Raw genomic sequence first — 25,125 nt, forward strand, 5'->3', positions numbered from 1 at the left:
ATAAAATATTAACCGCCTGCTAAATTCAATATAGTGTCAATAAGATCATCTTTTTCTCTGCAACAACAGTTTCACCTGCTAATTAACATGCAGGGCAACGACCATCATATGGCTGTTTTACCCGGCAGTGACCGCCGCCGGTTCCTGATCATCGATCAGGGAAATATCATTGGTGAGTTGGGCTTCGATGAGCAATTCGAGTGTGTCTTCAACCAGACAAACTTAAGTACGCTTGTAATAGAACAACTCTATGCAGGTATAAAAAGCCATTACTGACAATTGGCTTACCGTTAACGCAAATTGCGGAATTGGCTTATCTGATCGGGCATATATCAATAACAATGCCTTTTTCGGCATACCCGTTTTCAGCCGGATTGTTTTAATCATCAAACCATGAAAAAGAATAACTTCATTAAGTATTACCGTGTTTACAAAAACGACACTTCCGTTACCGAGGTTTCGGTTAATGACTTTAAACCAGTGTTACCAGGTCGCTTTAAAAGGGGGATACCCATTGCCGGGCCGGGGGATGCGCATTGCCCGTTACCCTGCTTTGAATATTCCCTGCCGCCTGATGGCAGCATGTTCTTTGGCTATCCGGATAAAGTCACGGCCATGGAAAAAGCAAAGGCCGGGGCGCTGGCTTACATTAACGAAATGATCAAAGAGGTAGAACTTGGCATCAAAAAGCTGGTACAGTACCGTAACGATCATTATGAAGACCTGAATATTAACCTGCTTGACGCCAATATCCGCAGGCTAAAAAAAGAAATGTACATCAAATAAATAAACAAAAAAACCATGAAAGGTAAGAATGCAAGCAGGGACGCGAGGAAAGCGCCCAGTCTGAATGGAAAAAAAGAGCCTTCAGCCTACCAAACAGGAAAAACCTCTGTATCGAAAATTGAAATTACACCTGTTATTAAAAAAAAGAAATGATGATCAATACAAAAACAGCCATTCAGCAGGCGCGGATTTATATATATGAACTGGATAATTGCGCCAGAGAATTCGGTTTTAAGGCTGACGAAGGATGGAAGCTGAATGTACTTTCAGATGCGGAAAAAGTAGTTGTTGAAAAGCAATATCATCCCGTTATTTCAGTAAAAGCGCTGCCGGAGGTACTGTCTGAATTATTTAATCTCGTAAAGGATGCCTTATCTCAGGTAAAACCGAACATTATTAATTCCATGACACCGGAAAATTTATCTATGTGCGGGTTGCAATACCTGGTTGCTTATAATCCCAAACGGGTAAGGTAACATTGAATAAAGAAACAATAGCCTGAAATAGTCCCTATTGCCTTGATATCAGTTTTAATGACCTGTTGTTAGACAGGTCTTTTACTTTCAATCTCAACTCAATATGAAAATCGCTTATATTTCTACCTATACGCCCAGGGAGTGCGGAATAGCGACATTTAATAAAAACCTGATACAAGCCATAGGCGCGAACTTTAAAAAACGTAACCTGTTAGAAGCCAGTTTCGTCATAGCCATGAACGATTCGGAGCATTTACAACAATATGATTACCCGGAAGAAGTGAAAGTTATTATCCGGCAGGATTACCAGGAAGATTATTTCAAAGCGGCTAATTATATCAATACCAGCACGGTCGACGTATGTGTGCTGGAACATGAATTCGGGATATTCGGAGGAGACAGCGGTAACTATATTCTTCCGCTACTCAGCAGACTTGACAAACCGTTGATCACGATTCTGCACACCGTGTTGCGGGAACCATCCTTTATTCAGAAGGCAATCATATCCGAGATTGCCAACCAATCTGCAACAGTGGTAGTAATGGGCCGGTGTGCCGTAGATTTCCTGGTAAATATTTATAATCTGCCTCCCGCAAAGATTAAGCTGATTGAACATGGGGTTCCCGACCTGGAAGCGCCCGGCGAAAATCCGGTTAAAACGATCACGGCTTTCCGTCATAAACGCGTACTGCTTACTTTCGGTCTGCTCGGCCGGAATAAAGGGCTTGAAACAGTTATAAAAGCTTTGCCTAAAATAGTTGCGCAATATCCGGATGTGATGTATGTGGTGCTGGGCAATACCCATCCCGGTGTTTTAAAAAGCTCAGGAGAGGAGTACCGCGAGTATCTTAAACGGCTTGCCGTTCAATTAAAGGTAGAAAACCATCTTGTTTTTATTAATCACTTCGTATCCGAAGAGGAACTGATCAATTACCTGGCTGCCGCAACCATTTATGTTACACCATATCTGAATGAAGCTCAGATTACCAGTGGCACGCTTTCTTACGCGGTGGGCGCCGGAGCAGCTGTCGTTTCTACGCCTTACTGGCATGCACTCGAACTACTGGAAAATAACCGGGGACGGTTATTTAATTTTAAAGATTTTGACGCGCTAGCATCGACAGTAAACGGACTACTTGAAAATGACACGGAGCGCGATCAACTCAAAAATAATGCTTATCAATATGGTCTCGGGCTGCGCTGGCCTAGGATAGGCGCTGAGTACATCATCCTCTTTCAGGATGCTATTCGCAACAAAAAAGACTTTGAAGAACAAAAGCTTCGCCAGCTTGTCGACCCGGAAATTATGCCTGTTTTCAGCCTTGCCCACGTCAAAAGGCTTACGGATGACACGGGAATTGTACAGCATGCTAAATATGGTATCCCCAACCTGAAGGAGGGCTATTGCTTGGACGATAATGCAAGGGCGCTTATAATGGCACTAATGGCTTACGGTCAGCATAAAAGCCAGGAGGCGCTTAACTTGCTGCCCGTTTTCCTGAGCTATATTCATTATATGCAATTGGACAATGGTAACTTCAGGAACTTCCTGAGTTTCAACAGGAGCTACCTGGACGAGGTAGGCTCAGAAGATTCTTTTGGGCGCACTGTATGGGCATTAGGTTATATGATCAGTAACGCGCCTAATATCTCCTACCAGGAATTTTCGGAAGAACTGTTCTTCCGTTCCGTTCCTCATTTTCAAAGCATGAAGCACTTACGCGGGATATTAAACACCATAGTAGGCATTGCATATTACCTACAGGTACATGCCGCTGATGAGCGTATCTTAACTCAACTCAATAAACTGACGGAGACCGTGGTTGCAGCCTACCTGGAGCACCGCAGGGACGACTGGCACTGGTTTGAAGAAAAGTTGACCTATGATAATGCCATCTTTCCACTGGCGCTGCTTCATTCCTACGGAATAACGGGCAATGAACAGGTGAAGCAGATCGCGCTGGAGTCTTTAAGTTTTCTGGATAAACTGACATTAAGCAATGGGTATCTAAGTCCGGTCGGCAATAACGGCTGGCATCAAAAGGGTAACAAAATGCCAGCCTACGACCAGCAAGCGATTGAAACGATGGCCATGGTCTTAATGTATCTTCAGGCGTATCGGGTTACCCATCAGCCCGAATATATCCGGAAAATGTTTTTATGCTATCTATGGTTCCTGGGAGAAAACACGCTTCGCGTTCCTCTTTACGACCATGAAACCAAAGGTTGTTGCGATGGCCTGGGCGCCGCCGGGGTGAACCGTAATCAAGGAGCTGAAAGTACGCTTGCTTATCTGATTGCGCATTTAGGTGTATTGAATGCATTTGAATTGGAATACCAGTACAACTTGCTGGGCGAACCATTAGTATAGATAAAGTTGGGATCCTATATACGAATAATTGTTTCAATTCAAAATAATCGATATCCGATCAACTAATAACTTTAGTTAAAGTTTTTTAACTTTACTTTGAGTCGCGCCATATCGTCACCTAATTTACTTTCAATGACCTTTGCGTAAATTTGCGTAGTGGTTAGCTTGCTATGCCCTAACAACTTGCTTACGGTTTCTATCGGTACACCGTTGGTTAGCGTAACCGTTGTGGCAAAAGTATGCCGGGCAATATGAAAGGTTAACGGTTTAACTATGTCGCATGTGTCCGCTATTTCCTTTAGATAGCTGTTCAGCTTTTGATTGCTTAACGTTGGGAGCACTTTACCTTCGGCCAATGCTTGCGGATGGCCTTTGTATTTTTCTACAATGGCTAACGCCTTTGGTAACAAAGGAACTTTAACAGGCTCATTGGTCTTTTGCCTGTTGGTTACTATCCAAATATCATTTTCGGATTTTTCTATCAGGTTGGCAGGGGTTAAATTAAATACATCAATATAAGCCAGTCCTGTATAGCAACTAAAAATAAAAAGGTCTTGCACAACCTGTAACCGCACGATGTTGAAATGCTTGTTTTCTATCCTTGCCAATTCATCTTTGGTCAAAAACTCACGTTCAACCTTATCAAATTTCAGTTGATAAGCCTGAAAGGGATTGCGGTCAATCCATTCCAGTCTAACCGCAAGATTTATCATTTTACAAAACCTTTCGATATGTTTCATCAGGCCGTTGTTGTTTAGCGGCTTTTGGCCTTTCTCCGGCGTTCTGTTAAGCAGGTAATACTGGAAGTCGGTAATAAATTTATAGCTTAGCTCGGACAGGTATTTGTCGCTTGTCTTAAATCGCTCTTTGATAAACTCCTTAATATACTTTTGGGTAGTATAGTAATTCTTCATCGTGCCTGGCTCCAATACGTTAGCCTGCTCCGCATTGTGATACTCCATCAGTTTACAAAGCGTAAATTCAGCCTGATCTGCCCCGGTAACTTTCTCCTTTAAAAGTTCTGCGGTAATAAATTTCTTTTGTAACAAAAGCTGTTGGTAACCCTCTACAATACCCGCCTTAAATTGGTCAAGGTATTTATTGAGTTTAGTAATTTCTTCGCGGCTACCTTTTGCCATTCCCTTAACAGGGTTCCAGTTACTTTCCTCGATGGAACGTTTAACGGAAATTTCAATACGTTTACCGTTTACGGTAATACGGGCATAAATTGGTGATTTGCCCGCTTGGTTAATCTTTTGCTTTTTAAGGTAAAAGCTGGCGCCGAAGGTGTTGTTTGCAGTACTCATAGCTATTCAATTAAAAAATTTACAAAAACATTGATTGACTGGATTTGATACACCCTTTGAAAAAGGGTCACCAACTTGGTTAAAAACACGTATTAAAACGCATCAAAAACAGTCAAAATAAATCAATCAATTAATTGACTATCAGTATGTTACAATGCTGTTGGTGACCCAAACGTAAGAAATAAAAATGGGTAACCGAATAGGTCTCATTTTCTTTGGTTTTACTTGAATAACTTGGTTTGAAATAAAATAAAAAACCCCTTAAATCATACGATTTAAGGGGTTTTACCGACTTTTAGTAGTCTAATTGTCGGGATGGCAGGATTCGAACCTGCGGCCTCCACATCCCAAATGTGGCGCGATACCGGGCTACGCTACATCCCGTTGTTCCCGTTTGGGATTGCAAAGATAGCGTTTTATAAGTTTGCTGCAAGAGATTTTTTAAAAGATTTTAATAAAAATTTAAAATTTAAATCACCAGTTTTTAACCAAATGTTTTTCAGTAGGTTATAAACAAATGTTCATTAAAAAAAATTTGGTGCCGCTAAAAAACCGAACCACAACATCAGTTACCATACTGTACTATCCTGAAATTAACTGTAAAAACAACAGCTAAGGGCACCCTCCTATTGATTATTGTAAAAATGAGGTATATTTATAACACCAATTATGTTACCCGTAACATGTAGCGCACCCGATTTTACATGAACAGAATTTTACATGTTATCATTATCCTGTTATGCTTATTCCTGTTGCCGCATGGTACGCAGGCGCAGCAGACCGTTCCTAACGGTACAACAACCCAGCCTATTAAAATGCCAGGCTCGGCGTGCGTTTACTGGTGGGATGCAGATAAGCCTGAAACGGGTATACAGCCTTATGGCATAGGCAATACCGTACCGGCCTTTGTAGCGAATAACCCGGGCACTACTCCAATTACTGTAACTGTTAGTGTAAGATTACCTACGGGCGGCGCAGATAACACGCCGGTTGCTCTTATCGTATCTCAGTTATCAGGCAAAGTATGGGCGCGTGGGCTTGATGCAAATAATTATGCATATGGAGCAGTTAGCACACAGTCAGAGCCTTATGGCATTGCCATTACTCCGGACCGCAGTTATGTATATATTACCAACAGAACAAAAAACACTGTATCATTAATTAAATACACTGTTACAAATGCAGTTCCGCCTATAGATATTAGTCATGTTTTAGATATCGACGTTGGCACCAGCCCTGAAGGTTTGGTAGCTAGTCCAGATGGAAGTAAGGTATATGTTGTAAACAGCGGCGATGCTACTATTAGTGTGATCAGCGTTGCCGACAATGTTGAAGTTAAAAAATTCCCGATCGGCGGCGCGCTACACCCAACAGGCATTGCCATTAGCCCTGATGGTGCTACCTTATATGTAAGCAACAACGGTTCGGGAACAGTAACGGTGATAAATGCCGCCGATGGTCAGATCAAAAATAATATTATTGTGGGGCTGGGCCCGCAGGGTATTGCTATTAGCCCGGATGGTAAGTTTGTGTATGTTGCCTGCCAACTGGCTAATACAATATCTATTATTAACACAGCCTCATTAGCTGCTACGCCAGTTAGTGTACCTGTTGGCCTTAAACCCTTTGGTGTTGCCGTATCGCCGGGTAGCGAAACCGTATATGTAAGTAACCAGGGAGATAATACGGTAACCGCTATTACTACATCCAATTACCAAAAAAAGACATTTAGTGTAGGTACATCTCCGCGCGGAATTGCGGTAACGCCTAATGGCACCTTTGTATACATAAATAATTTCGATTCGAACGATGTGTCAAAAATAGAGGTCGCCACGGGCCAGGTTACCAAATTCGACCAGGACGGGGGGCCTTTCTCGTTCGGTAATTTCATATCAGGCCCGTCAGGTTGCGCCATTCCACCGCAGCCTTATACTATTACCATCACTCCTACGCCGCCCGGTATCACCCCATCCGGTTCGCCGGCTGCGTTAAGCACGGGCGAAGGAGTGGCATCAGCTTCCACCAGTTTCAGTGTATCGGGCTTAAGTTTACCACAGGGCATTTTGGTTACAGCACCAAACGGTTTCGAGGTGAGCCTGGACAATGAAAATTTTGCCCCTACGGTAACGGTTGGTTCAGCAGGTAATATAACATCTACTCCTGTTTATATTCGTTTAAAGGCAGCGGATACGCAGGGTACTTATCCCGGCACCATCACATTTAGCAGCGGCAGCGCTACCGCTACCTTTGCCATGACGACCGGGACAATTCGTCCCCCCGAACCAACTATTATAACTGGCAAGGTAAACGGCAGTATATTCACTTGTGCGGGTACGCCATCTGCCAGCCCTAATATGTTACAAACCACCGTATCGGCGGTTAATTTAAATGGTGTGCTTGGCGCCACAGCATCAACGGGGTTTGAAATATCGCTTTCGCAAGACAAGGGCTTTGCCAGCCACCTCGATATCAGTTACGATGCCAATGTACCCAATACTACAATTTATGTCCGTTCATCAACCGAAATACAACAAGGTACAACTAATGGAATAATCACTTATACAGCGGGGCCTTTATCAAAAAAAGTAGCTATATCCGCCATCGCCTATTTTATACCTGTAGCTTATCCGCCAACGCCTTTAACACAGGACGTGATCAATCTTAAGCAAACCGTCCCGATCCATTTTTCGGGCACGGGTAATACTTTTAACTGGGTGTGCGATAACCCCAACATCAACCTGCCCACCAGCGGCGTTGGCGATATTCCATCGTTCCAGGCAGTAAATTATGGCACCGAAGATGTAGTAGCTAAAATTACGGCCTGGCCGGTATCTGCGCCGTTAAGCTATGTGGCCAACCTGGGGAGTAACGCCGTCTCGGTGATCAGTATCAACACTAACGAACTGATAGCTACCATACGCGTACCAGCCGCTCCTAAGTATATACTGATATCGCCCGACGCTACCCGTTTATATGTATCATGTTATGCGGCAGACAGTGTGAGTGTAATTGATGCCTCGCTAAACAAGGAAATTGCCCGTATAAAAGTTGGCAGCCAGCCACAGGGCATGTCGCTAAATGCCGATGGCAGTGTGCTTAGCGTGTTTTGTTCGGGCGGGGCTGGTTCGGTAGCACTTATCGATACAAAAACAAATAATCTGATCAATATTGTAAGCGCGGGCAGGTATCCGCCGGGCACCGTGTTTAGTCCCGATGGTAAAAAGGCATACGCCTATAATTATGGCATGGCCCCCAACAATTTCGATGTATTTGACACTGAAACCAATAAACGAATTGCCCCAATCCCCGGGCATACCAGTCCACAGGGCCTGGTGTTAAGCCCGGATGGTAATACCATATATGTAACAGACGCGACCGATCTGTATCCACAACCAGGCTGGAAACATTTGTTGTATGTAATTGATGCTAACACTTATGAAATTAAACAAACTTTAAATGTGGGCGAATATCCGCAGGGTATAGCGATTACGCACGATGGTAAAAAATTATATGTAACCTCCGGATTGCAAAACCGCGTATCTGTTATTAATACCGAAACTTTTGAAACAGAAGTGGATGTAGAGGTTGGCAATTTACCGGTATCTATAGCCACCACCGATGGCACCGGCTGCGAGGGCGTGCCTGTAACCTGTACCATTATTGTAAAACCCACTCCGCCCACTATTACCGCCAAGGGCACACCTACAGGTCATAACACCATACAGGGAAATCCATCAGATCAGGATGTTTTTACCGTATCGGGCATAAAAATGCAGGAAGGCATACTGGTTACACCACCCAACGGGTTTGAAGTAAGTTTAGATGGAAAAACATTTGCACCTACGGTAACCATTCCTTTAACAAGGACAGACGGTGTGATCACTGAGACTACCGTATATATCAGAATTGCAGGTGTTACAAAGGCAGGTACTTATTCGGGCGATATTACGATGAGTAGTAAAAATGCGGAAAACGAACCTGTTACCATGCCGCCGGTTATCGTTTACGAGCCTACATCCACCATACTTGCCAGTATAGCCGCCGGCAGTATTAATACCTGCGAGGGCGCACCATCCGCAAGCCCTAATATTACGCAGTTCACAGCTTCTGGGTTTAAGCTTGTTGGCGATATTTCGGTAATCGCTCCAGATGGGTTTGAAGTATCGTTAAATGCCGATAGCGGATATGGCCCAGGCTTTACATTGGCCCAGTCGGGCGGCAATGTCGCAAACACTATTATATATGTACGTTCGGCGGCATCGGCTAAAGGCACAATTTTAGGCAAGGTAATATTAAAAACACCGGGCGCTACCGATGGCCGGGTAGACGTAAAAGCAAATGTGGGTATTACTCCTGCTGTAAATAAAGTTACCGACAAGGCATACACCGGCGGCATGACCACCGATGTGTTTAGCTTTACGGGACCAGTACCCTACACCTACTATAGCTGGGCCAATGATAACATCAGCATAGGCCTGGCCAAAAGCGGCTTTGGCGATATCGCCGCGTTTACAGCTGTAAATAAAGGGAATACTCCACAACTGGCTAACATTACGGTTACGCCTATAACAGCACCACTTGCTTATGTGGCTATGTTTGATAACAAGCGCCTTTCCATCATCAATACAGCAACCGGTGCCCTGGTAGGCGCCCCCATAAATATCGGACTGTCCCCTACCGCGGTATCCGCCAGCCCCGATGGTAAGTTTGTATATGTAGCCAACCAGGGCGATAATAGCATGTCGATAATTAACACCAACACTAACCAGGAAGTGCTCCCAAGGATAACCGGTTTGCAAGCGCCAACGGGAATTGTAGTTAGCGCCGATGGTAGCAAGATATATGTGGCTAATAACTCTGCAAACTATGTAACAGTGATAGATGCTACATCCCATGCCCCTACAACGCTGCCGGTAGGTATCAATCCTGATGGCATAGCTTTAAGTCCGGACGGAAAACTTCTGTATGTTGTAAATGGCAGCAGCGCGTTTTTATCCGCTATCAATACGTCCGATCAATCGACCATTAAGATACCTATATCCGGTTCAGGCCCAAAAGGTATTGTAATTAGCCCCGACGGAACAAGAATTTATATCACTAATTACAACAGTAAATCGGTAACTGTAATAGACGCGACAAGTAATACACAAATATTACCGGCAATTGCCGTAGAAAATAACCCCAGAGGTATAGCGATCAACAACGATGGCAGCAAGTTATATGTGGCAAATGCCGGGTCGAAAAGTGTTTCAGTTATTGATACCAAAACAAAGGCAGTTACCCATATTGATGTTGGCACTAATCCGCAGGGGGTATCTATTAGTCCCGATGGTAGTTTGGTATATGTGGCTAATTCTGGTTCAAGCAATATTTCTGTTATCTATACTGCAACTAATTCGGTTACCACTATAAACAACGTCGGCGGTAGCCCGGTATCCTTCGGCAACTTTATCACCGGCGGCGCGGGGTGTACGGGGCCCGAAATGAAGTTTACTATAACAGTTAACCCCGAGTCGGCTTATATGACCACCAGCGGCACCTTGCCTTATTTTAACACTGTTTATGGTACACCATCTACCGTAGGCAGTTTCAAGGCTACCGGCATCAGTTTAAATGGCGCTATAACCGTTGTACCGCCTTTGGGTATCGAATTGAGTACCGATAATATTAAATACAGCCCGCAGCTTACCCTAAACGCCGACGCCAAAGGAGCAGTGGCCGCTACCGATATTTATGTAAGGTTAAGCGCCACGGCCGCTGCCAAAACCTACACCCCCGACGATATCCTGCTAAAAAGCCCGGGCGCTGCCGACGTGAAGATGCCGCTTACCGCTGTTACCAAGGTAGACCCGGCCCCCCTAACCATAACGGCAAAAGATGTAAAAAAAGCTGTAGGCACGACACTAACAGGCGGGCCGGGATCGGTCAAGTTCGATCATACCGCACTGCAAAATAATGAAACCGTGGGCACGGTAACCATTACGTATGGCGCCGGAGCTGAGAGCAGCGCCGCTATCGATACGTATAAAGGATCGGTAAAACCAGATTTTGCTACGGGTGGCACCTTCTCTCCCGACAATTATAAAATTGATTATATCCCCGGAGACATTATCGTCAGCAATATCATCAATGCCGACCTGATCAAAATACCCAATACCTTCACCCCCAACGGCGATGGCATAAACGACACCTGGAAAATCGACTACCTGCTCAACTTCCCTACCTGCACCGTAAATATATACGACCGCACCGGACGAAGTATTTTCCACTCCATCGGCTACGGCATGCCTTGGGATGGTACATTCGCGGGGCAGGCGCTGCCTTTCGGCACTTATTATTATGTGATTGATATTGATAAGGGGGCTAAGCGATTATCGGGGTACGTATTATTGATGAGGTGATGAGGCGAGGCTTACGAAGTTTTTGAAACTTCGTAAGCTACATAAACCATAGAGGCCGGTGCGGGAATCGAACTATTGAAAAATAACACTGATTACCAACTACTTACTATATGATTTTTTATCATTGCCACGATTAACGCGACCTGATTAAAATCATTGTTTTTTAAGAACTTTATTTGCATTATCGAAAACCTTATGCCTGCTAACAATCTTTACATCATGTCTAAGAGCAATGACATTTCCATATCATTACAAAGATACGAATATGCAGCTAAAATGAAAACGTTATACAGTCAATTTAATGGCAAAAATTAATCCGAAAATGTACTCTGGCAAAAAAACCATAACTATGAGAACAGTGTATTTATTAATTTCTTTCGCCTGTTTGTTAGTTGTATCCAAAGCTGATTGCCAAAAACTCCCCAATATTCAACCATCCGGCTTGCGAGCACCAGCAAACCTAAAAATTGATGGCAAAGCAACCGAGTGGGGAAATCAGCTACAGGCATATAACAAAAGCACCAACGTATATTATACCATCGCCAATGACGATAAAAACCTATACCTGATCGCTCAGGTAGCTGAGCCGCGGACCATTGAAAAACTGTTAGTTTCCGGCATTTCATTCATCATCAATAAGGATGATAAGGGACAGGATAAAGTTACGATAACATATCCTCTTGTTAAATGGGACTTTAGCCACGCTATATTAGTTAACGCAGGGGATAAAGCAAAATGGTCTGGCAATCCTAACCCCGGAAGTATGTTTGTGGAAACACTTACCAGGACAGACTCCACGGTAACATTAGCCAATCAGGCTTTTTCTGATCGTGCAAAAAGCATAGAGGTATCAGGGATTAGTGGAGTTGAGGGGTCATCCATTTCTATATACAACGAACAGAATATCCGGGTCGCTGGTCATTTCGATAATAAAGGTGTATTTACTTATGAACTATCGGTACCGTTGCAATTATTGGAAAAGTCGGTTAGCGGGTCGAAACCATTCAAATACCAGATAAGGCTAAATAGCTATGCCGATCACACGGGTGAAAGCACTTTTGTTCGCCGTGACCCGGTTACAGGTAATCGGGAATCAGTAGATGCTAATACAGATATAGATGTGGTCACGAAATTTGACGGCGGGTACGCTTTAGCAAAAAAGCCTTAGGGATTTGAAATTCCCATACTATAAACAACAAGATCAAATGGACTGCGGGCCTACCTGCTTGCGCATGGTAAACCGGCATTTTGGACGCAAGCAACCAAAGCAATCATCAGCCACATAGCGGTATCAAAGTATTCGTTTTAGGTAAATGAAAAAGCCCACAATGCAGCTTTGACAAAAATCCCTTTAAACTTTAGCTGAGCAGTTGCAGATGCAGCAATAATCCCCTTGATGGCGACTGGCGGCGAGGCAGATATTGCTTAAAACTTTTCGTGGAAAAATCATCGAGTTGGACATAAGCTTCGTATACCTTCCACAAAGGAATTTCCCAATTCATGTTACTACTTGCGTCGAGCCTGCAAATCAACATTACATCTCCTTCAAAGCCCATGACCTTGTAACGTTTCCCTGACGAACTGGTATAACTGGTAACTGACCTGGCCTTTTCTGTAAAATCAGTATAAGAAATAACGGGCAATTTTTTTTCAAATAGCATCATATACTTTGTTTCAGCAAATTTATTATTTTGAAATAAATCTAATGCTAATTCAGGATATAAACTTTGCTCCCAATAGCAGGATGATAGGAAGGGAAATAATGAATATACCCCAATTCCTGTAGTTCCTTAATACATTTATGATAGGTGACAAAGTTGTTAATATGCGACAGCTCCATGACCTTTTTGCGCGAGATATAAATCGGAGCAGTAAGGTCATTCACTTTGGAAAGTTGTATGATTCCCAGCAGCGCGGCCATATGCCACACTGTCACCCTTTCATCTTTCGAAAGGGTAAATAACAAGGTCTTATAAACATTCAAGTCCAGGGACATTCCTATTTGCCTTTATGAAACAAAGCATTTACTTCATCCAGCTTGTATCTCCAACTACCACTAATTTTTACCGGATTTAATTGACCTGAAATTCGCAGGTTTTGTAAAGTACCCGGCGAGGCCTTTAGAATACGCCTTGCCTCTTTACTTTTAATCCATTCACTGTTTTCTTCTTTGGGTTGACTGGAAGACAGCATCCGCTTGATGTCATCCAGTAGCTGGATACGAAAAATCTGTAAATCCTCTTTGGTTATCACTTCTGCACTCATCACACTCGATTTACACTGTTTGTACTATTGTTCAGGCTGGATTATTTAGCAGGTACACCTTGCTTTTTTTCCTGTGATTATAAGACGGCTGGTACCTGATATACCCGTATTCGTGTAAATCCCGGATACACCGATGGTACGTCCTTACCCCTGATATTTTGGCGGCTTTCATCACTTCTGCACTCATTATAGAGATAACCAGATCACAATCCGGCTCCTGGTAATTTTGCAGCAAGGCACAATAAACACTGATATGGCTTACCCCTATACGGGGATCATTCGCAATCGCTTTAAAAAACGCCGATAATAAGTTGAGCCGTTCCATCACTACACCAATTCACTACAATCAAATTCAAAGAGATAAATCTGTGTGATCAGGTGCCCTCTGACATTTTCCCGACCACACAGATTTTTTAATCAGGAAACTCCCTGCCCCTGCCTTCTATTTCTCTTATTGTCGTTTTTTTGGCTTCCCTCAGTGTCGTTCTTTTGACCCTGGCTTTCATTTTGATCTTCCTTTTGAGATTTTTCGGTGCCTTCTTTAGCAGCTATGCGTACTCTTACGTTGTTTTCATCCGCTACATTTACAGACCTGGAATAAGCATTAACTACTACTGTTCCTTTTTTCTCTTCCCCGTTCTGAATCAAAGTAACCTCTGCGGCATTTCCCTTCTTAAAGGAAGCCACAAGATTGTTCCGGTCAGCTTCATTACTGAGTTCTTTAATAAGCGGGTATTTGTCCAAAGCTTTTTGCAGATCAAATCCCCACTTTTCGCCAAAGTGCTGCATTTTGAAATTACCATTGGACTCGGTTTCTTTAAAATTCAGCTTGACCCATGAGTTATACGCTTCACCGGTAGCGTTTACAAGGTCTTTATTGACAAACCGGTGGCTCAAAAGATTATATCCCTCATCCAGTGAATAATTGTTATCCTTACCAACATAAAAGGTCTGTTTGGGCGCGGGCAGTTTCGATCCTTCGGGTTGCACTATCGCTACTTCGTACTTGTTGAAATAGTAAGTATCGTTTTGGTCAGCCCTTCTGAAATTCAAAGTCGCTTCGACCTTATCGCTTCCGAATTGTTGCGGATGGACGAGCTGGAATGTTGGTTCGTTGCTTTCCATCTTTGCTTTAAGGTCATTATCCAGTGCTTCCCCGAAGCCTGCATTTTTTACCTGGTTTTTCAGGTACTCATAATTTTCTGGTTTCATGTTTTCATTTTTTAAATTGTAACTTGATCTTTTTGTGATAATTGATTTTCAATTTGTGCGATGATTTTACTCGTCGTTGTTATTGCATACCGATCCACATCGGTACTGTTTTCATAACAATTTTCATTGGCTGCCCAGTCATCCTGAAAAAAATTCAGGTGGTCTATAGATATTTTTTCACCGTTATCGCAGAAGGTGATGTATATGTTGCCATTAAGCGCATGCTCTTTAACCAGGTGCCTGATCTGCCCAATTTCATCATCGTAAAACTCCATTGCAGTAGTTTTAAAATAGCTGCCCGGCGCGTACCAGTTGCTTGTTCCTGATATATAGCGAAAGATGACGGCCGCCATTTTTTTCCATTAGCTCTATTGCCAGGTACTTTTTATCGGGTATGGTAAATTTCGGTACAGCTATGCAGATGGTCTGTTCTGATAAATGGCTGATGATGTCCGCATTGCCTAACCTGTAATCGGGCATCACTTCCACTTCCTGCGATGCCGTCCTTTTTGATTTTTTCTGATCGCGTATAAAAAAACGCAATGACTGCACATCATAATCAATGGCGGAATTGTTCTGAAGAGCAAGCTGAAAATACATTTCCCCGCCGTGGACAAATAACCCTTTCATGTCCAGCACTATATCATATTTATGGTCGGATGCGCCTTTTAAAGTCCGTTCTCTGGCAATTACCTTCTTCGATCTCAACGCAATTTCATCGGTTGGTGAATCCTTGTCAAAAACAGCTACGGTCTCCGGTGATACCTGCGGATTACTGAACAACAGGTTTAAATTGACCGGTGAATCGGTATAACTAACAAGGTAAGGATACAAGCTGCCATCCGCTGTTACCACGGTCAGGTTAGTTTCGGTAAAGCCCTGCTTGCCAGCTTTTACCTGTAATATATTCTCAACACCAATCGCTTTTTGAACCAGTATATCCCTGCTGCCCCGGTCCACGCTTTTTATGGCATATGGGAATACAAGGTTTGTGGTCTTGTTAAAGGTTACCGCCAATGGGTATGAATTAACGGGCTTAGCTGGGGCAACGCTTTGCGCCAGCCCTTTTAAAATAAAGAGCATTAAAAATACCCCTGTCATTACTGCACTGATCTTTTTCATCTTTCGAGTTTTTAATGTTTGATAATCTGATTTGCTTTAGTTGGTTTGTTTTTGTTTTTCATCACGCAGCAAGACCTGGTAGCCTGCTTTGACGGTTACTTTCACTAAGCGGACTTTGCGGCTGAAAAGGCTTTTAGCCGCCGTAATACCAGCTGTTGCCGCCTGCGCGCCCAAAGAAGGATCATAAGAGCTGAACCCTATATTTTGTATGCTTTGATCTGCCGATTCTTTCGCCACGTCACGGGAAATTGCCCCCGGAATATAAATACCGCTCACGCCATCAATATCATATACGGAAAGATCTACAGGGAAAATGGAATGCTGATAGTGAATGCTGCTGATCTTAATGGTAAGCCGGTCCCCGTTTAATGCAGCCAGGCCAAAAACGAAATTGTCTTTCGGGATAAGCACCCCATTAATAAATACGTCATTAACGAGCCTGAGCTTTACGGTTGAGCCGTTCACTACCGTTTTCGATTCATGTATTACCGCTTCAATGGCATTTTGGGATGATGCTGCCGTACTGTTATCAAATGAATAGAATCCGTTTGACTGGCTGTTAAACTGGAACAAACTTTCCGTCCCTCCGAAGTCAGAGACAGTGTTCTCTTTTTTAAAGGTTGAAACGGCAAAAACCTGACCCCTGTTCTTTTCTGACTGCTCTCTCAGTTTTCGCTGCACAAGACCCGGATTTTGAATTTCCTGTATCTTATCGAGCATATTGCTGAGCTGGGCCATTTGCGGATCTTCTGATCCGGCCGTATTTATTGCGGCAGCATTATCTCTTAATTGCCCGGGCGCAGCTTCGTTTGTGCCATTTTCTGTTTTCCCGATGTCAGCAGGTGCCGGCTGGTTGATCTGCCTGTTCAGCAGTTCCAGTTTTTGGTTGATCTGCTGCTCATTGCTGCGCAAATTATTGGCAGCTGTATTCAGTGAGCGACCTGCAAATATCGGGCTGGCAGCAGTGCTAACAGGACGATTAGCGATGCCTGTATCATATCGTTGCAAAGAATCCCGTTGTTCATCCGGGCCATGTGCAGGGTCTGCCTTGTAATAGGGGTCGTCCTTTTGCGCCTGTTTGAATTTCAGCGAGTCTTTTTCCGCCTGCTGATAAATGCTCAACTTGTTATCGGCACTGTCATCCTTGAGCTTTGCTGCCGGTAATTGCATGTTCAGTCCTGCAAGTCGGCTCGTCGCCTGTTCCTTTTGTCTGCCGCCACCCATCGCCCAGAAAAGCAGGGCAATGAACGGCAGTACCAATACCGGTAGCACTAAAAGGAACTTCCTTTGTCTGTGGTTAATTGATTGTGTTGCCATACTATTTTTAATTTTTATGATTATTTAAAAGTCTTGTTCGTTAGACCTGTCAGGCCTTTGTTCTATTCCTGATAATAGTTTTCGGCATAACGGGGGACTGTTCGCACGGCTTAATAAGGGTTTACGGCTAAATACGTTTGCCCTGCTGTATTGCCAGCTTCCGCTGCGCCGTCCCATGTTTTCATAGAGCAGTTTTGATCCTGGTTGTTTATGCTTTGGGAGGTTCATATCTCAGCGGTTTTCAGTTTTCATATCCTTATTGGCAATGATGTTCCATCGTTCCACCAGGAACCCATGCGGGTTGTTATCGCTGCGCGAAACATTGCGCAAAAAACCTTCGGTGATCAGGCTGCGGGTTACGATGGAGGTCGAGCGGATCATTTTTTCCTGTGCATAGCAATGGAAAGGATAAGGATATTGATTCATGTTCACCTCGATACTGTCAATACTTACCTGCTGGCTGATGTTTCCTGATATCAGGTCGCTGTAATAACCTTGTTCCTTCAGATTCCTGTATACCTTTTCAGCCGAATTGTCGGCCATGTACAGAGCTTTGGTAATATTGGCCTGTATGACTTTTTCATCCGGGTCAAGTGTGAAGAAGAAATAGTGGAACATGCGGATATGATCCTTTGCTTCTACCGGAATATTGTCTTTCCGTTCGGCGCTAACGGCTTCCAGTGCTTTGCCATTGGCCAGGATATAAATATGCTGTTGCATATTGGCGACCATCTGGTAACACTTGATGGCTACTACGCTGCATATGGTGATGCAGCCAGCCATAAACACCAGGCTGAAACCACGGATGTGGTTAAAGGCTGTATCTGTATTTTTCATTTTTTTAAACATGGTCATCTGTTTTGCGGTGGATAAATACAGTTTAAGATTTGCCCGATAACCGGTCTGCCATAAAGCCCGATCTGCCAATGGCTCTTCCCAATGCGCCGGCTATACCTGCTCCTTCGCTCTTGCCTTCGTAACCCTCCTTAAAGTGTTCGCTGAAACTTTTTGAGTTATTACCGGATGAGGTACCGCCATACATTGCCCGGTTGATTATGGCACCATTGCAACACCTGCCATCGCCGAGGTTTTTGATAAAAGTGCATGGCCGCCGGCATTGACGATATAACCCGCAATGGCAGGTACCGTGAAATACCCGACAATACCGATCAGCAGGAAGTAGCGCCAAAGATGTTGGCAACGGGCAGCCATAAATAAACATTGATATACCGGGCGATCCATTGCTTGATCGTATGCTGAAACCCATCGAACACGCCCAATCCGAAGGCCAGCGGGCCAAGTATCGCGAGGACGATCAGCTTGAATGTCCTGATGGTGTCGATACACAATGCCGCAGCTTCAAAGCAGATGTTTAAAAATTGGTAAATAGCCCGTTTGACAGCGTTCTTAAAGCCCCAGCCGGAAAATTGATCGGCCATATTATTATTATTGGCTGTAGTTGTCGTATTGTCCGGGTGCGTATACTGATACCATTTGTCGGGATCAGTATTACCGGGAGCAGACATAGTTGCCGCAGAAGGCTCATCTTCATTGAGCATGACTTCAATAGCTCCGTTAGATTTACCGACCATCGCCGCCGTAGCCGTTACCGTCGGTTTTAATACGCCATTGATCAGGGATAGGAATGCGGGAAAGGCCATGATCACCATCCCGATACCAAACGGACGTAACAGCGGGTAAAAATCGATGGGTTCTGCCGCCGCTAAATGACGCCATACTCTGGTCGCAATAAAGGTTAATGCTGCAAGGCCGGCAATTCCCCGTCCTATATCCATCATCGGCTTACACAAGGGCATCATCTGATCATACAGGCCTTCAAGGATGCTCTGTAAACTATGGATGCTGTCTGCAGTTCCTTCCGCATCGGAAAATAAGGGCAAAAGCGTGGCTGTGGTTGCTATAACAGCAACCCTGAAAATGCTTGTTTTCATATTTTTTGTTTTACTTGTTTACTGGAGTCCGTACAATTTTTTAATGGTTTGCTGATCATTGGCCTGTGCCGCACGGGCGGCTGCTACCTGGCGGGCATGGTCATTGAAATGCCGCAGAAAGGTCAGCTGATCATGGCCTGCTGCATAAATCCGGTCCATTAGCTGGAGCCGCTCGTCATCACTCATACGCAGTTTATTGTCTGTCATGACTATGCTTAATTCATCAAGATTTCCCAGGCTGCTACTGACAATATTGTTGTACACATCCATCATATTGCCGATCTCATCCGGTGTAATATGCTTATCCTGCTTAAAGGTTCCTGCCGCAGCTTTATATTCCGCCATGATAGTAGCCTGGTCATTGATAATATCCTTCACGCGCGGGTATTTTCTAACGGTGGGGCTAACAAGCAGCAAGCTGTTTAAGAAGGCATCATGCAGGTCGAAGTTCCCTTTGGATATATTCTTCACTGAATTATAGCCATTACTGACAACTTCGTAGCCTTTATACATTTGCTGCAACATGCTTTTCATTCCTGCCAGCTTTTGGTAATCCAATGCCAGCTGCTGCAGGGCATCTACAATGGTCTGGGCCTTTAAACCGTTTGTATTGACAAAGCAGATAGCCAGTGTACTAATATTATCTTTTTCATCGCCTTTGATTTAGTTGATTCCATATATAATTTTTTGAGCACTTCCTTTTGTTTCTTTTCTGCCTTACGATCAAGCGTAAATGCGTGCATCTTATGCACAAATGATTGGGCAAACTGAAGCTTATCGGTTGTCGAACCGTAAACGCTATCTATCTTTTTTATCCGCTCGTCATCCTTCATCTGGCTGCCTGATCCTGCAACAGTGTTCAGTTCCTCGATATCCTTATTGCAGTTTTCCAGTAGGTTGCTATATACCCGTTGGATATAATCTATCTCATCCTTGATAAGGATCGCCTGTTGCTGCTGCCACGATATTTCCGTTTGAAACAGCGTGATGATTTCCTTCTGTTTTTTCGAAATCAGCTGAATTTTGGTACAAATTAGGTTTGTTAGCGATAGTTACGCTGGAATTAAAGTCAATTTTGATCGGCTGATTTATACGGCCTTTCTTTGTAGTGATTACAATTACACCATTGCCCGCTCTTGCTCCCCAAATTGAAGCAGCGACTGCATCCTTTAGCACTGTAATAGACTCAACATCGTTGGGGTTAATGTTACGCATATCCCCTTCATAAGGAAAATTGTCCACTACTATTAACGGGTCAGTGCCAACCAGCGAGGGGCTTAGCGTGCTTGTTCCTCTGATACTTATACCTGTAATCCTGATGTTTGAACTGGCACCGGTAAAAACACTCGTATTGATGTCGGACCGCCTGAATATTAATCCGCTGGTAATACCATCTAAACGATCAAGTATGTTAGTGCCGATACTTCTCAGGTCGTTGTTCAACTGTGCAAACGATCCTGTAGCTCTTTCTTTTGGTAATGTCTGATATCCCGTAGAAACTACCGCTACCTGTTGCACTTGAGAAGAAGAGACATGTAAGATGATAGAGATTGGAACAGCTGAAATTGCATTTAAGGTAACCTGCTCCGTTTTATAGCCAACACAACTTACGATGATAACTCCATTGTCAGGGACATTATGTAGAATGAATTGGCCATTGAGATCGGTGATCGCAGCGATATTGCTGCCCTGTAGTTTTACCGTTGCACCGATTATAGGTGCTCCTGTGCTGTCAGTTACTGTTCCGGTTACATCTTTAGGCAGAACTGTGCTATTGGATGAAACAGGTGCAGGCTCAGTAATGTTTTTTTTACAACTGCTGCCTTGCTTACTCCAATGAGGTTTCCGGATTGTTTGAATTTTAACGAGGTTATTTGCTCTATTTCTTTGAGCACTGCACTTAGGGATTTGCTTTTTACTTTTAAGCTGATAGCAGGCAAACCCTGGATGGTATTTTCGTTGTAAGTGAAAGTAACGCCAGCCTGTTCTTCGATGGTCTTGAAGATTTGTATGACCGGAACTTGTTTGGCATCAATGCTGACGGTTTGCGCCTTGATGTCCTCTGCGAGCAACAGTGCTGCGCAAAACAGGTGTATGCCGAGAATGATGGTACTGATACGCATACATTGTTTGAGGTAAATTTTTACCATATTTGTTTAGTGTTTAATAGGTGAAACTGTTGAACCAGCCGGCTATATAGAGCGGTCGAAAACTATGTATAGCGGCTAAAAAAGGTGTCGGGAATCCATCGCGGATTCCCGTCCTTTTTGCAGGCACTCCCTGGGAGCGCGATGCTATCTGACTACTATTAACTGTTCATTTTGTTGCTTGTAAGTAAAGTTGTTGGAAAAGCTCAGTACATTGAGCACGGTTGTCAAGGGCTGATTGTCCAGCCGCAGGGTTATTTTCTGTTCAAATAAGTCTTTGTTCAGGATGATGATCTTTACGTTATACTTCCGTTCCAGCGCTTTCATCACATCCCGCAGGGTTTCTTTTTCAAACACCAGTTTATTCTGCCGCCAGGAGGCGATATCCCCGGCGATCACCTTATGCAGGGTTACCACTTTCGATGCATTATCGATACTGGCCTGCTCATTGGGCCGCAGCATGGTGGCGGTTTTGGTAGTATGACTTGGCAATACACCAACCTTCCCGGTGCTAACGGTAATCTTAGTATCTTTTTCATTTTTAAATGCCTTAACCTCAAAAGAGGTGCCTAATACCGTAACATCAGCGCCGTTTGCCGATACGATAAATGGCTTGCTCTGGTCGTGTACCACTTCAAAAAAGGCCTGTCCGGTGGTAAGCCTGATATGGCGCGCTGAGCCGGTAAACTTTTCCGGATATTGCAGGGTAGTACCTGCATTAAGCCATACTTTTGAGCTATCAGGTAAGGTCAACTGCTTTAATTGCCCCAGCGGGACATTGATCGTTAGTAGTTGCGGTAGCGTAGCCTGTCGAAAGAAGAAGACGCTTATGCCGATCATTAGGATGGCCGCCGCTGCCGCGTACCAATAAGGTCGCTGCCTATTTTCTGATAGGCCTTCATTTGCAGCCTGACACGGGAAAGCGCAGCATCCGTATCGAAGTACTGCATCTTTGTTAGGGCCGCTGAACGATTCTCATCGCTGATCAGTTCTTGAAACAGCACCCGGTTTTCAAAGCTTTCATTTTTCCAGGCGGTTAACTCCTGTTGTTCGCCAAAGTTCAACTCACCTTTGATATACCCCGCAGTCAGGTAAATAATTCGTTGTGCTTTTTGCAGGTCAAATTGCGCCATGTTGTACGGTGTTTATAACCAATACAACAAAAACAACCAAGCGTACCTATTGAAACTAAAATTTTATTTCAACTTGTAAATAAGTTCAGATAATGTTACACTATTGTGCTAAGTTGATATGACAGTTATAGAGGGATAAAAAACTGAATTGGCAGGCACATAAATGCGAATGATGCAACCTTAGTATTTTTTAGCATCCTGTTAATCATTCATCACGGATTATAAAAAGCAAAGCCATTGCCACAGGTAATGGCTTTATTAGGCGAAAAGGTATTGATTTAGGCAGTTTTGAAAATAAATCTATTTTTTCTTCAGATAGGCTTCCACATCTTTTGCAACGGGCCCTACCGCGTTGACCGCTGCTTTCAGCCGGACTTTCGTTGTATCGAATTTCTCTGTCCAATAAGCTGCTTCACTGGCATCGGACAAACTGATGGTATGCTTACCGGCGTTGGGGGGTTCTTGCTTATTTTCCATAGACGGAGATTTGAATTTCAAATTTACCAACAAAAGTTTGAAAAAAACTTTGTATGCGCGCAACAAAAAAGCGAATTTTGTTTTTCCTTTTCCCCATCGCAATACTGTTGTTTCATTACTAAATCCGTAAAGAAATGAACTTCGAGATCATATTGTCATGGAATGGGTACAAGCAGGCTTTGCAGGTGATGGCTGATACCTTTAAGAACCTTAAGGTCTGGAAAGTAAAATTCGATAATGGCGAGGAGGTCGTCCTTTTCAAGTGCGGGAAGGAATGGTTTCAGCGCAATGAAGATGGACTGGAATATGGCCTGCTTAAAGAGATCGGTCAAAAGATAGACCATATCCTCCTGGGCATTGCCTTATCCTGATTATTGCCCGTTTTATCAGTGGACTTATTGGTCCGCAATACCATCGTTTTTCATATATCCTTATGCCAGACCTTGATGGTGTTGATACTCCTATAAAAGTGCGCTGTAACACCAACAGCGCTGTTCAAACGTTTTTCGCCTTTATAGGAGCGCATCGACCCAGTTTATTCCGTGTTAACGGAAACAGCAGCAGATGGGGTGCGGCGGTCATGATTCTTTTATTGCCACTGGTGGCCTGGTGCCGATCTGCCTCCTAAAACGAACGTTGATCATTCCTTACATCCACAAGCAAATATGTCAGGAAATTTCAGAGAGAATTTTAATGGAACTTCCTCTTTAGCAAAACGGCAGCATTACAAAAAATTTGTTGGCGTTACGGCAACGGGATGGTTGGAGAGAAAGATTGGGAAATATCTTCAAGGCGAGAAGAGAGGGGGCATTGTTGATGTTTACACCAGAAATGGAGAAAAGGCTGTACTCGAGCGTATTCCTAATCCGCGTCCGCAAGCCTTTTTTTGCGGAAGGGAAAGTGCGACTATAGTAGGTATTGATTCAGAAATGGAGAGGCAATGATACCAACACGCTAAACAAAGGTGGCCTATAAGAAGTAACCAAGCCCAACACTGGTCAGGCTTGGTTAAGCTGTAAGCTTATTATATAGCTAATGAACGATCTCTGCAAGATAAAGATCAGATCATAAATACTAAATAGATTTGGATGCTTTACTTAGAAATCTAATTACTATTGCCGATGACCCTATTATTAATTCTCGCGATCTCTTACAATTGAAAACATTTTTGCGTAGAAAACGGAATCTCTCGTCAGAATAAAGAATGCCTCTTTATTATTTGCAGGGCCATTCTGAGAGATAAGTATTTTATAGCCTATAAAATCAACTTTTATAATTTTTATATAGTTTTTCAAATGTGTCCGATCCTCTATTTTTTTAATGACTTGTTGAATATCACCTTCATCATATTTTCTTTTATTTTTTAGGGAATCTCTTAAAATATTGAGTAAATACTTCTGAAAGGTAGGTTCTGATCTACTGAGATTATTGGATTCCTTAAAGTGAATCTCATTGATAAAATTTACATCGCCCTCTTGAGGTCGGTTTTTATAACCAATCCAGTAACTCAAGGCCACAACTAAAACAAATCCTATTACTATACCGTAACTCTTTTTCATGTTATTTCTTTTTAACTATTTTATCGAAAGCAGGTGTACTTCCATCTGTATATGTAGTTTGCGCCTGTTTATATAGTGCTTTCTCACCGAGATCATTTGTACTATCAATATACAGTTCAGCTGTGAGTTTTGAAAGTAGTTTTACTGCTTTGCGGAATCCATCATTATATTTTGCCAAGCCTTTAGCATCTCCATTTCTCAAAGCATTGTAATATGATAAGCGATATGTTTCTTATTTTGAAAATATAAAACGCAGCTCCGATATAATTTGTCCGGTCAATTATTGTGTGATGTTTGTTTTCGGTTCGAATTTTCTCTGACCCCAAAGAAATATGGTAGTAAATCAATTAGTTTAACCATGCAAAATCTTGGAGCCATTTATCAAACTATGTATTTAACCGCAACTGCGTTAGGGCTAAAAGGATGTATAATCAGCAATAATGAAGGGATATTTAATAGGTGTGATTTTTTGCAAATAGGTGGGTAACTATTGAATCAGAAATGTAGAGGCAATGATACCAACACGCTAAACAAAGGCAGCCTATAAGAAATAGACAAGCCCAACACTTGGTTGGGCTTGTAAGCCTGGCGCTTATCTAA

General features: G+C 43.3%; 31 protein-coding genes, 1 tRNA gene and 1 pseudogene. 11 read left to right on the top strand and 22 right to left on the bottom strand.

The window, feature by feature from the left end; translation table 11 throughout:
- The first annotated feature begins 33 nt into the window (after positions 1-33).
- The 5 genes from HQ865_RS11100 to HQ865_RS11120 all read left to right on the top strand — a co-directional run bounded on the left by HQ865_RS11100 (position 34) and on the right by HQ865_RS11120 (position 3,633).
- Entirely contained in the window at positions 34-276 is a 243-nt protein-coding gene (locus tag HQ865_RS11100; RefSeq protein ID WP_173414973.1) for a hypothetical protein, read from the top strand.
- 117 nt (positions 277-393) lie between these two features.
- Positions 394-786 (top strand): hypothetical protein, encoded by a 393-nt coding sequence (locus HQ865_RS11105; RefSeq protein ID WP_173414974.1) that lies wholly within the window; start codon positions 394-396, stop codon positions 784-786.
- A 15-nt stretch (positions 787-801) separates the two neighbouring features.
- On the top strand, positions 802-939 hold the full coding sequence (locus HQ865_RS11110) for a hypothetical protein (RefSeq protein ID WP_173414975.1): 138 nt from the start codon (positions 802-804) through the stop codon (positions 937-939).
- Positions 936-1,262 (top strand): hypothetical protein, encoded by a 327-nt coding sequence (locus tag HQ865_RS11115; protein ID WP_173414976.1) that lies wholly within the window; start codon positions 936-938, stop codon positions 1,260-1,262. The genes HQ865_RS11110 and HQ865_RS11115 overlap by 4 nt, the downstream gene beginning before the upstream one ends.
- A gap of 103 nt (positions 1,263-1,365) precedes the next feature.
- Entirely contained in the window at positions 1,366-3,633 is a 2,268-nt protein-coding gene (locus HQ865_RS11120; RefSeq protein WP_173414977.1) for a glycosyltransferase family 4 protein, read from the top strand.
- A 71-nt stretch (positions 3,634-3,704) separates the two neighbouring features.
- On the opposite strand, the gene HQ865_RS11125 is transcribed toward HQ865_RS11120, so the two are convergent.
- Both HQ865_RS11125 and HQ865_RS11130 read right to left on the bottom strand, forming a co-directional pair.
- Entirely contained in the window at positions 3,705-4,940 is a 1,236-nt protein-coding gene (locus HQ865_RS11125) for a site-specific integrase (protein ID WP_173414978.1), read from the bottom strand.
- A gap of 310 nt (positions 4,941-5,250) precedes the next feature.
- Positions 5,251-5,324, bottom strand: a tRNA-Pro gene (locus HQ865_RS11130).
- A 320-nt stretch (positions 5,325-5,644) separates the two neighbouring features.
- On the opposite strand from HQ865_RS11130, the gene HQ865_RS11135 reads away from it, so the two are divergent.
- The 3 genes from HQ865_RS11135 to HQ865_RS26120 all read left to right on the top strand — a co-directional run bounded on the left by HQ865_RS11135 (position 5,645) and on the right by HQ865_RS26120 (position 12,627).
- The gene (locus tag HQ865_RS11135; protein ID WP_173414979.1) at positions 5,645-11,341 is read left to right on the top strand and encodes a beta-propeller fold lactonase family protein; all 5,697 of its coding nucleotides are present in this window, start codon (positions 5,645-5,647) and stop codon (positions 11,339-11,341) included.
- A 301-nt stretch (positions 11,342-11,642) separates the two neighbouring features.
- Positions 11,643-12,509 carry a hypothetical protein gene (locus tag HQ865_RS11140; RefSeq protein ID WP_173414980.1) on the top strand — a complete coding sequence of 289 codons (867 nt, stop codon included), beginning with the start codon at positions 11,643-11,645 and terminating at the stop codon, positions 12,507-12,509.
- Positions 12,510-12,546: 37 nt separating this feature from the next.
- Entirely contained in the window at positions 12,547-12,627 is an 81-nt protein-coding gene (locus HQ865_RS26120) for a hypothetical protein (RefSeq protein WP_394353377.1), read from the top strand.
- 72 nt (positions 12,628-12,699) lie between these two features.
- Here the strand turns inward: HQ865_RS26120 and HQ865_RS11150 are convergent, their stop codons facing one another.
- The 18 genes and pseudogenes from HQ865_RS11150 to HQ865_RS11225 form a co-directional block, all read right to left on the bottom strand.
- Positions 12,700-13,005, bottom strand: coding sequence for a hypothetical protein (locus tag HQ865_RS11150; protein ID WP_173414982.1), 306 nt, complete (start codon positions 13,003-13,005; stop codon positions 12,700-12,702).
- A gap of 334 nt (positions 13,006-13,339) precedes the next feature.
- Positions 13,340-13,606 carry a helix-turn-helix domain-containing protein gene (locus HQ865_RS11155; protein WP_173414983.1) on the bottom strand — a complete coding sequence of 89 codons (267 nt, stop codon included), beginning with the start codon at positions 13,604-13,606 and terminating at the stop codon, positions 13,340-13,342.
- Between the two features lie 417 nt (positions 13,607-14,023).
- Positions 14,024-14,818 (bottom strand): hypothetical protein, encoded by a 795-nt coding sequence (locus HQ865_RS11160; RefSeq protein WP_173414984.1) that lies wholly within the window; start codon positions 14,816-14,818, stop codon positions 14,024-14,026.
- An 11-nt stretch (positions 14,819-14,829) separates the two neighbouring features.
- The gene (locus HQ865_RS11165; RefSeq protein ID WP_173414985.1) at positions 14,830-15,093 is read right to left on the bottom strand and encodes a hypothetical protein; all 264 of its coding nucleotides are present in this window, start codon (positions 15,091-15,093) and stop codon (positions 14,830-14,832) included.
- A 10-nt stretch (positions 15,094-15,103) separates the two neighbouring features.
- Positions 15,104-15,940 carry a conjugative transposon protein TraN gene (gene traN / locus HQ865_RS11170; RefSeq protein WP_173414986.1) on the bottom strand — a complete coding sequence of 279 codons (837 nt, stop codon included), beginning with the start codon at positions 15,938-15,940 and terminating at the stop codon, positions 15,104-15,106.
- A 36-nt stretch (positions 15,941-15,976) separates the two neighbouring features.
- On the bottom strand, positions 15,977-17,257 hold the full coding sequence (gene traM, locus HQ865_RS11175; protein ID WP_173414987.1) for a conjugative transposon protein TraM: 1,281 nt from the start codon (positions 17,255-17,257) through the stop codon (positions 15,977-15,979).
- A 231-nt stretch (positions 17,258-17,488) separates the two neighbouring features.
- Positions 17,489-18,094, bottom strand: a complete 606-nt coding sequence (traK, locus tag HQ865_RS11180; RefSeq protein WP_317170049.1) for a conjugative transposon protein TraK — start codon at positions 18,092-18,094, stop codon at positions 17,489-17,491.
- A gap of 43 nt (positions 18,095-18,137) precedes the next feature.
- The gene (locus HQ865_RS11185; RefSeq protein WP_173414988.1) at positions 18,138-18,299 is read right to left on the bottom strand and encodes a hypothetical protein; all 162 of its coding nucleotides are present in this window, start codon (positions 18,297-18,299) and stop codon (positions 18,138-18,140) included.
- An 11-nt stretch (positions 18,300-18,310) separates the two neighbouring features.
- A complete protein-coding gene (locus HQ865_RS25945) occupies positions 18,311-18,499 on the bottom strand; it encodes a hypothetical protein (RefSeq protein ID WP_317170050.1) in 189 nt (62 codons plus the stop codon).
- The gene (locus HQ865_RS11190) at positions 18,427-19,209 is read right to left on the bottom strand and encodes a conjugative transposon protein TraJ (RefSeq protein WP_237073790.1); all 783 of its coding nucleotides are present in this window, start codon (positions 19,207-19,209) and stop codon (positions 18,427-18,429) included. Before HQ865_RS11190 ends, HQ865_RS25945 begins: the two co-directional genes overlap by 73 nt.
- 18 nt (positions 19,210-19,227) lie before the next feature.
- Positions 19,228-19,743: a TerB family tellurite resistance protein gene (locus tag HQ865_RS11195; RefSeq protein WP_237073791.1), complete on the bottom strand. Its 516-nt coding sequence runs from the start codon at positions 19,741-19,743 to the stop codon at positions 19,228-19,230.
- A 62-nt stretch (positions 19,744-19,805) separates the two neighbouring features.
- Positions 19,806-20,042 (bottom strand): hypothetical protein, encoded by a 237-nt coding sequence (locus HQ865_RS11200; RefSeq protein ID WP_173414989.1) that lies wholly within the window; start codon positions 20,040-20,042, stop codon positions 19,806-19,808.
- A 94-nt stretch (positions 20,043-20,136) separates the two neighbouring features.
- Positions 20,137-20,652, bottom strand: a complete 516-nt coding sequence (locus HQ865_RS11205) for a TonB-dependent receptor plug domain-containing protein (RefSeq protein WP_173414990.1) — start codon at positions 20,650-20,652, stop codon at positions 20,137-20,139.
- Between the two features lie 117 nt (positions 20,653-20,769).
- Positions 20,770-21,069, bottom strand: a pseudogene (locus tag HQ865_RS26125) (carboxypeptidase-like regulatory domain-containing protein); the annotation flags it as partial.
- Positions 20,958-21,332 (bottom strand): STN domain-containing protein, encoded by a 375-nt coding sequence (locus HQ865_RS25950; protein ID WP_173414991.1) that lies wholly within the window; start codon positions 21,330-21,332, stop codon positions 20,958-20,960. The pseudogene HQ865_RS26125 and the gene HQ865_RS25950, both read right to left, overlap by 112 nt.
- Before the next feature lie 171 nt (positions 21,333-21,503).
- Complete coding sequence (locus HQ865_RS11215) at positions 21,504-22,196, bottom strand: FecR family protein (protein ID WP_173414992.1); 693 nt, start codon at positions 22,194-22,196, stop codon at positions 21,504-21,506.
- Positions 22,196-22,489 (bottom strand): hypothetical protein, encoded by a 294-nt coding sequence (locus HQ865_RS11220; protein ID WP_173414993.1) that lies wholly within the window; start codon positions 22,487-22,489, stop codon positions 22,196-22,198. The genes HQ865_RS11215 and HQ865_RS11220 overlap by 1 nt, the downstream gene beginning before the upstream one ends.
- A gap of 300 nt (positions 22,490-22,789) precedes the next feature.
- On the bottom strand, positions 22,790-22,966 hold the full coding sequence (locus HQ865_RS11225; protein ID WP_173414994.1) for a DUF3606 domain-containing protein: 177 nt from the start codon (positions 22,964-22,966) through the stop codon (positions 22,790-22,792).
- A gap of 134 nt (positions 22,967-23,100) precedes the next feature.
- Here HQ865_RS11225 and HQ865_RS11230 point away from each other — a divergent pair, with 134 nt between their 5' ends.
- Positions 23,101-23,337, top strand: a complete 237-nt coding sequence (locus HQ865_RS11230; RefSeq protein WP_173414995.1) for a hypothetical protein — start codon at positions 23,101-23,103, stop codon at positions 23,335-23,337.
- Between the two features lie 294 nt (positions 23,338-23,631).
- On the top strand, positions 23,632-23,910 hold the full coding sequence (locus HQ865_RS11235) for a hypothetical protein (protein WP_173414996.1): 279 nt from the start codon (positions 23,632-23,634) through the stop codon (positions 23,908-23,910).
- Positions 23,911-24,099: 189 nt separating this feature from the next.
- Here the strand turns inward: HQ865_RS11235 and HQ865_RS11240 are convergent, their stop codons facing one another.
- Together HQ865_RS11240 and HQ865_RS11245 are read right to left on the bottom strand one after the other, a co-directional pair.
- Positions 24,100-24,525, bottom strand: coding sequence for a hypothetical protein (locus HQ865_RS11240; protein WP_173414997.1), 426 nt, complete (start codon positions 24,523-24,525; stop codon positions 24,100-24,102).
- A gap of 1 nt (position 24,526) precedes the next feature.
- Positions 24,527-24,727, bottom strand: coding sequence for a hypothetical protein (locus tag HQ865_RS11245; RefSeq protein ID WP_173414998.1), 201 nt, complete (start codon positions 24,725-24,727; stop codon positions 24,527-24,529).
- A gap of 81 nt (positions 24,728-24,808) precedes the next feature.
- Here HQ865_RS11245 and HQ865_RS26130 point away from each other — a divergent pair, with 81 nt between their 5' ends.
- A complete protein-coding gene (locus HQ865_RS26130) occupies positions 24,809-25,012 on the top strand; it encodes a nitroreductase family protein (protein WP_394353378.1) in 204 nt (67 codons plus the stop codon).
- Positions 25,013-25,125: the final 113 nt, after the last annotated feature.

The sequence above is a fragment of the Mucilaginibacter mali genome, assembly GCF_013283875.1.
GTDB lineage: Bacteria > Bacteroidota > Bacteroidia > Sphingobacteriales > Sphingobacteriaceae > Mucilaginibacter > Mucilaginibacter mali.

Excerpts from the sequence above, each read along its gene's own strand:
- HQ865_RS11105 (WP_173414974.1), top strand. The coding sequence starts at position 394 with ATGAAAAAGAATAACTTCATTAAGTATTACCGTGTTTACAAAAACGAC.
- HQ865_RS11110 (WP_173414975.1), top strand. The coding sequence starts at position 802 with ATGAAAGGTAAGAATGCAAGCAGGGACGCGAGGAAAGCGCCCAGTCTG.
- HQ865_RS11115 (WP_173414976.1), top strand. The coding sequence starts at position 936 with ATGATGATCAATACAAAAACAGCCATTCAGCAGGCGCGGATTTATATA.
- HQ865_RS11120 (WP_173414977.1), top strand. The coding sequence starts at position 1,366 with ATGAAAATCGCTTATATTTCTACCTATACGCCCAGGGAGTGCGGAATA.
- HQ865_RS11125 (WP_173414978.1), bottom strand. The coding sequence starts at position 4,940 with ATGAGTACTGCAAACAACACCTTCGGCGCCAGCTTTTACCTTAAAAAG.
- HQ865_RS11135 (WP_173414979.1), top strand. The coding sequence starts at position 5,645 with ATGAACAGAATTTTACATGTTATCATTATCCTGTTATGCTTATTCCTG.
- HQ865_RS11140 (WP_173414980.1), top strand. The coding sequence starts at position 11,643 with ATGGCAAAAATTAATCCGAAAATGTACTCTGGCAAAAAAACCATAACT.
- HQ865_RS26120 (WP_394353377.1), top strand. The coding sequence starts at position 12,547 with ATGGACTGCGGGCCTACCTGCTTGCGCATGGTAAACCGGCATTTTGGA.
- HQ865_RS11150 (WP_173414982.1), bottom strand. The coding sequence starts at position 13,005 with ATGATGCTATTTGAAAAAAAATTGCCCGTTATTTCTTATACTGATTTT.
- HQ865_RS11155 (WP_173414983.1), bottom strand. The coding sequence starts at position 13,606 with ATGAGTGCAGAAGTGATAACCAAAGAGGATTTACAGATTTTTCGTATC.
- HQ865_RS11160 (WP_173414984.1), bottom strand. The coding sequence starts at position 14,818 with ATGAAACCAGAAAATTATGAGTACCTGAAAAACCAGGTAAAAAATGCA.
- HQ865_RS11165 (WP_173414985.1), bottom strand. The coding sequence starts at position 15,093 with ATGGAGTTTTACGATGATGAAATTGGGCAGATCAGGCACCTGGTTAAA.
- traN (WP_173414986.1), bottom strand. The coding sequence starts at position 15,940 with ATGAAAAAGATCAGTGCAGTAATGACAGGGGTATTTTTAATGCTCTTT.
- traM (WP_173414987.1), bottom strand. The coding sequence starts at position 17,257 with ATGGCAACACAATCAATTAACCACAGACAAAGGAAGTTCCTTTTAGTG.
- traK (WP_317170049.1), bottom strand. The coding sequence starts at position 18,094 with ATGAAAAATACAGATACAGCCTTTAACCACATCCGTGGTTTCAGCCTG.
- HQ865_RS11185 (WP_173414988.1), bottom strand. The coding sequence starts at position 18,299 with ATGTATGGCGGTACCTCATCCGGTAATAACTCAAAAAGTTTCAGCGAA.
- HQ865_RS25945 (WP_317170050.1), bottom strand. The coding sequence starts at position 18,499 with ATGGATCGCCCGGTATATCAATGTTTATTTATGGCTGCCCGTTGCCAA.
- HQ865_RS11190 (WP_237073790.1), bottom strand. The coding sequence starts at position 19,209 with ATGAAAACAAGCATTTTCAGGGTTGCTGTTATAGCAACCACAGCCACG.
- HQ865_RS11195 (WP_237073791.1), bottom strand. The coding sequence starts at position 19,743 with ATGAAAAGCATGTTGCAGCAAATGTATAAAGGCTACGAAGTTGTCAGT.
- HQ865_RS11200 (WP_173414989.1), bottom strand. The coding sequence starts at position 20,042 with ATGAAGGATGACGAGCGGATAAAAAAGATAGATAGCGTTTACGGTTCG.
- HQ865_RS25950 (WP_173414991.1), bottom strand. The coding sequence starts at position 21,332 with ATGCGTATCAGTACCATCATTCTCGGCATACACCTGTTTTGCGCAGCA.
- HQ865_RS11215 (WP_173414992.1), bottom strand. The coding sequence starts at position 22,196 with ATGATCGGCATAAGCGTCTTCTTCTTTCGACAGGCTACGCTACCGCAA.
- HQ865_RS11220 (WP_173414993.1), bottom strand. The coding sequence starts at position 22,489 with ATGGCGCAATTTGACCTGCAAAAAGCACAACGAATTATTTACCTGACT.
- HQ865_RS11225 (WP_173414994.1), bottom strand. The coding sequence starts at position 22,966 with ATGGAAAATAAGCAAGAACCCCCCAACGCCGGTAAGCATACCATCAGT.
- HQ865_RS11230 (WP_173414995.1), top strand. The coding sequence starts at position 23,101 with ATGAACTTCGAGATCATATTGTCATGGAATGGGTACAAGCAGGCTTTG.
- HQ865_RS11235 (WP_173414996.1), top strand. The coding sequence starts at position 23,632 with ATGTCAGGAAATTTCAGAGAGAATTTTAATGGAACTTCCTCTTTAGCA.
- HQ865_RS11240 (WP_173414997.1), bottom strand. The coding sequence starts at position 24,525 with ATGAAAAAGAGTTACGGTATAGTAATAGGATTTGTTTTAGTTGTGGCC.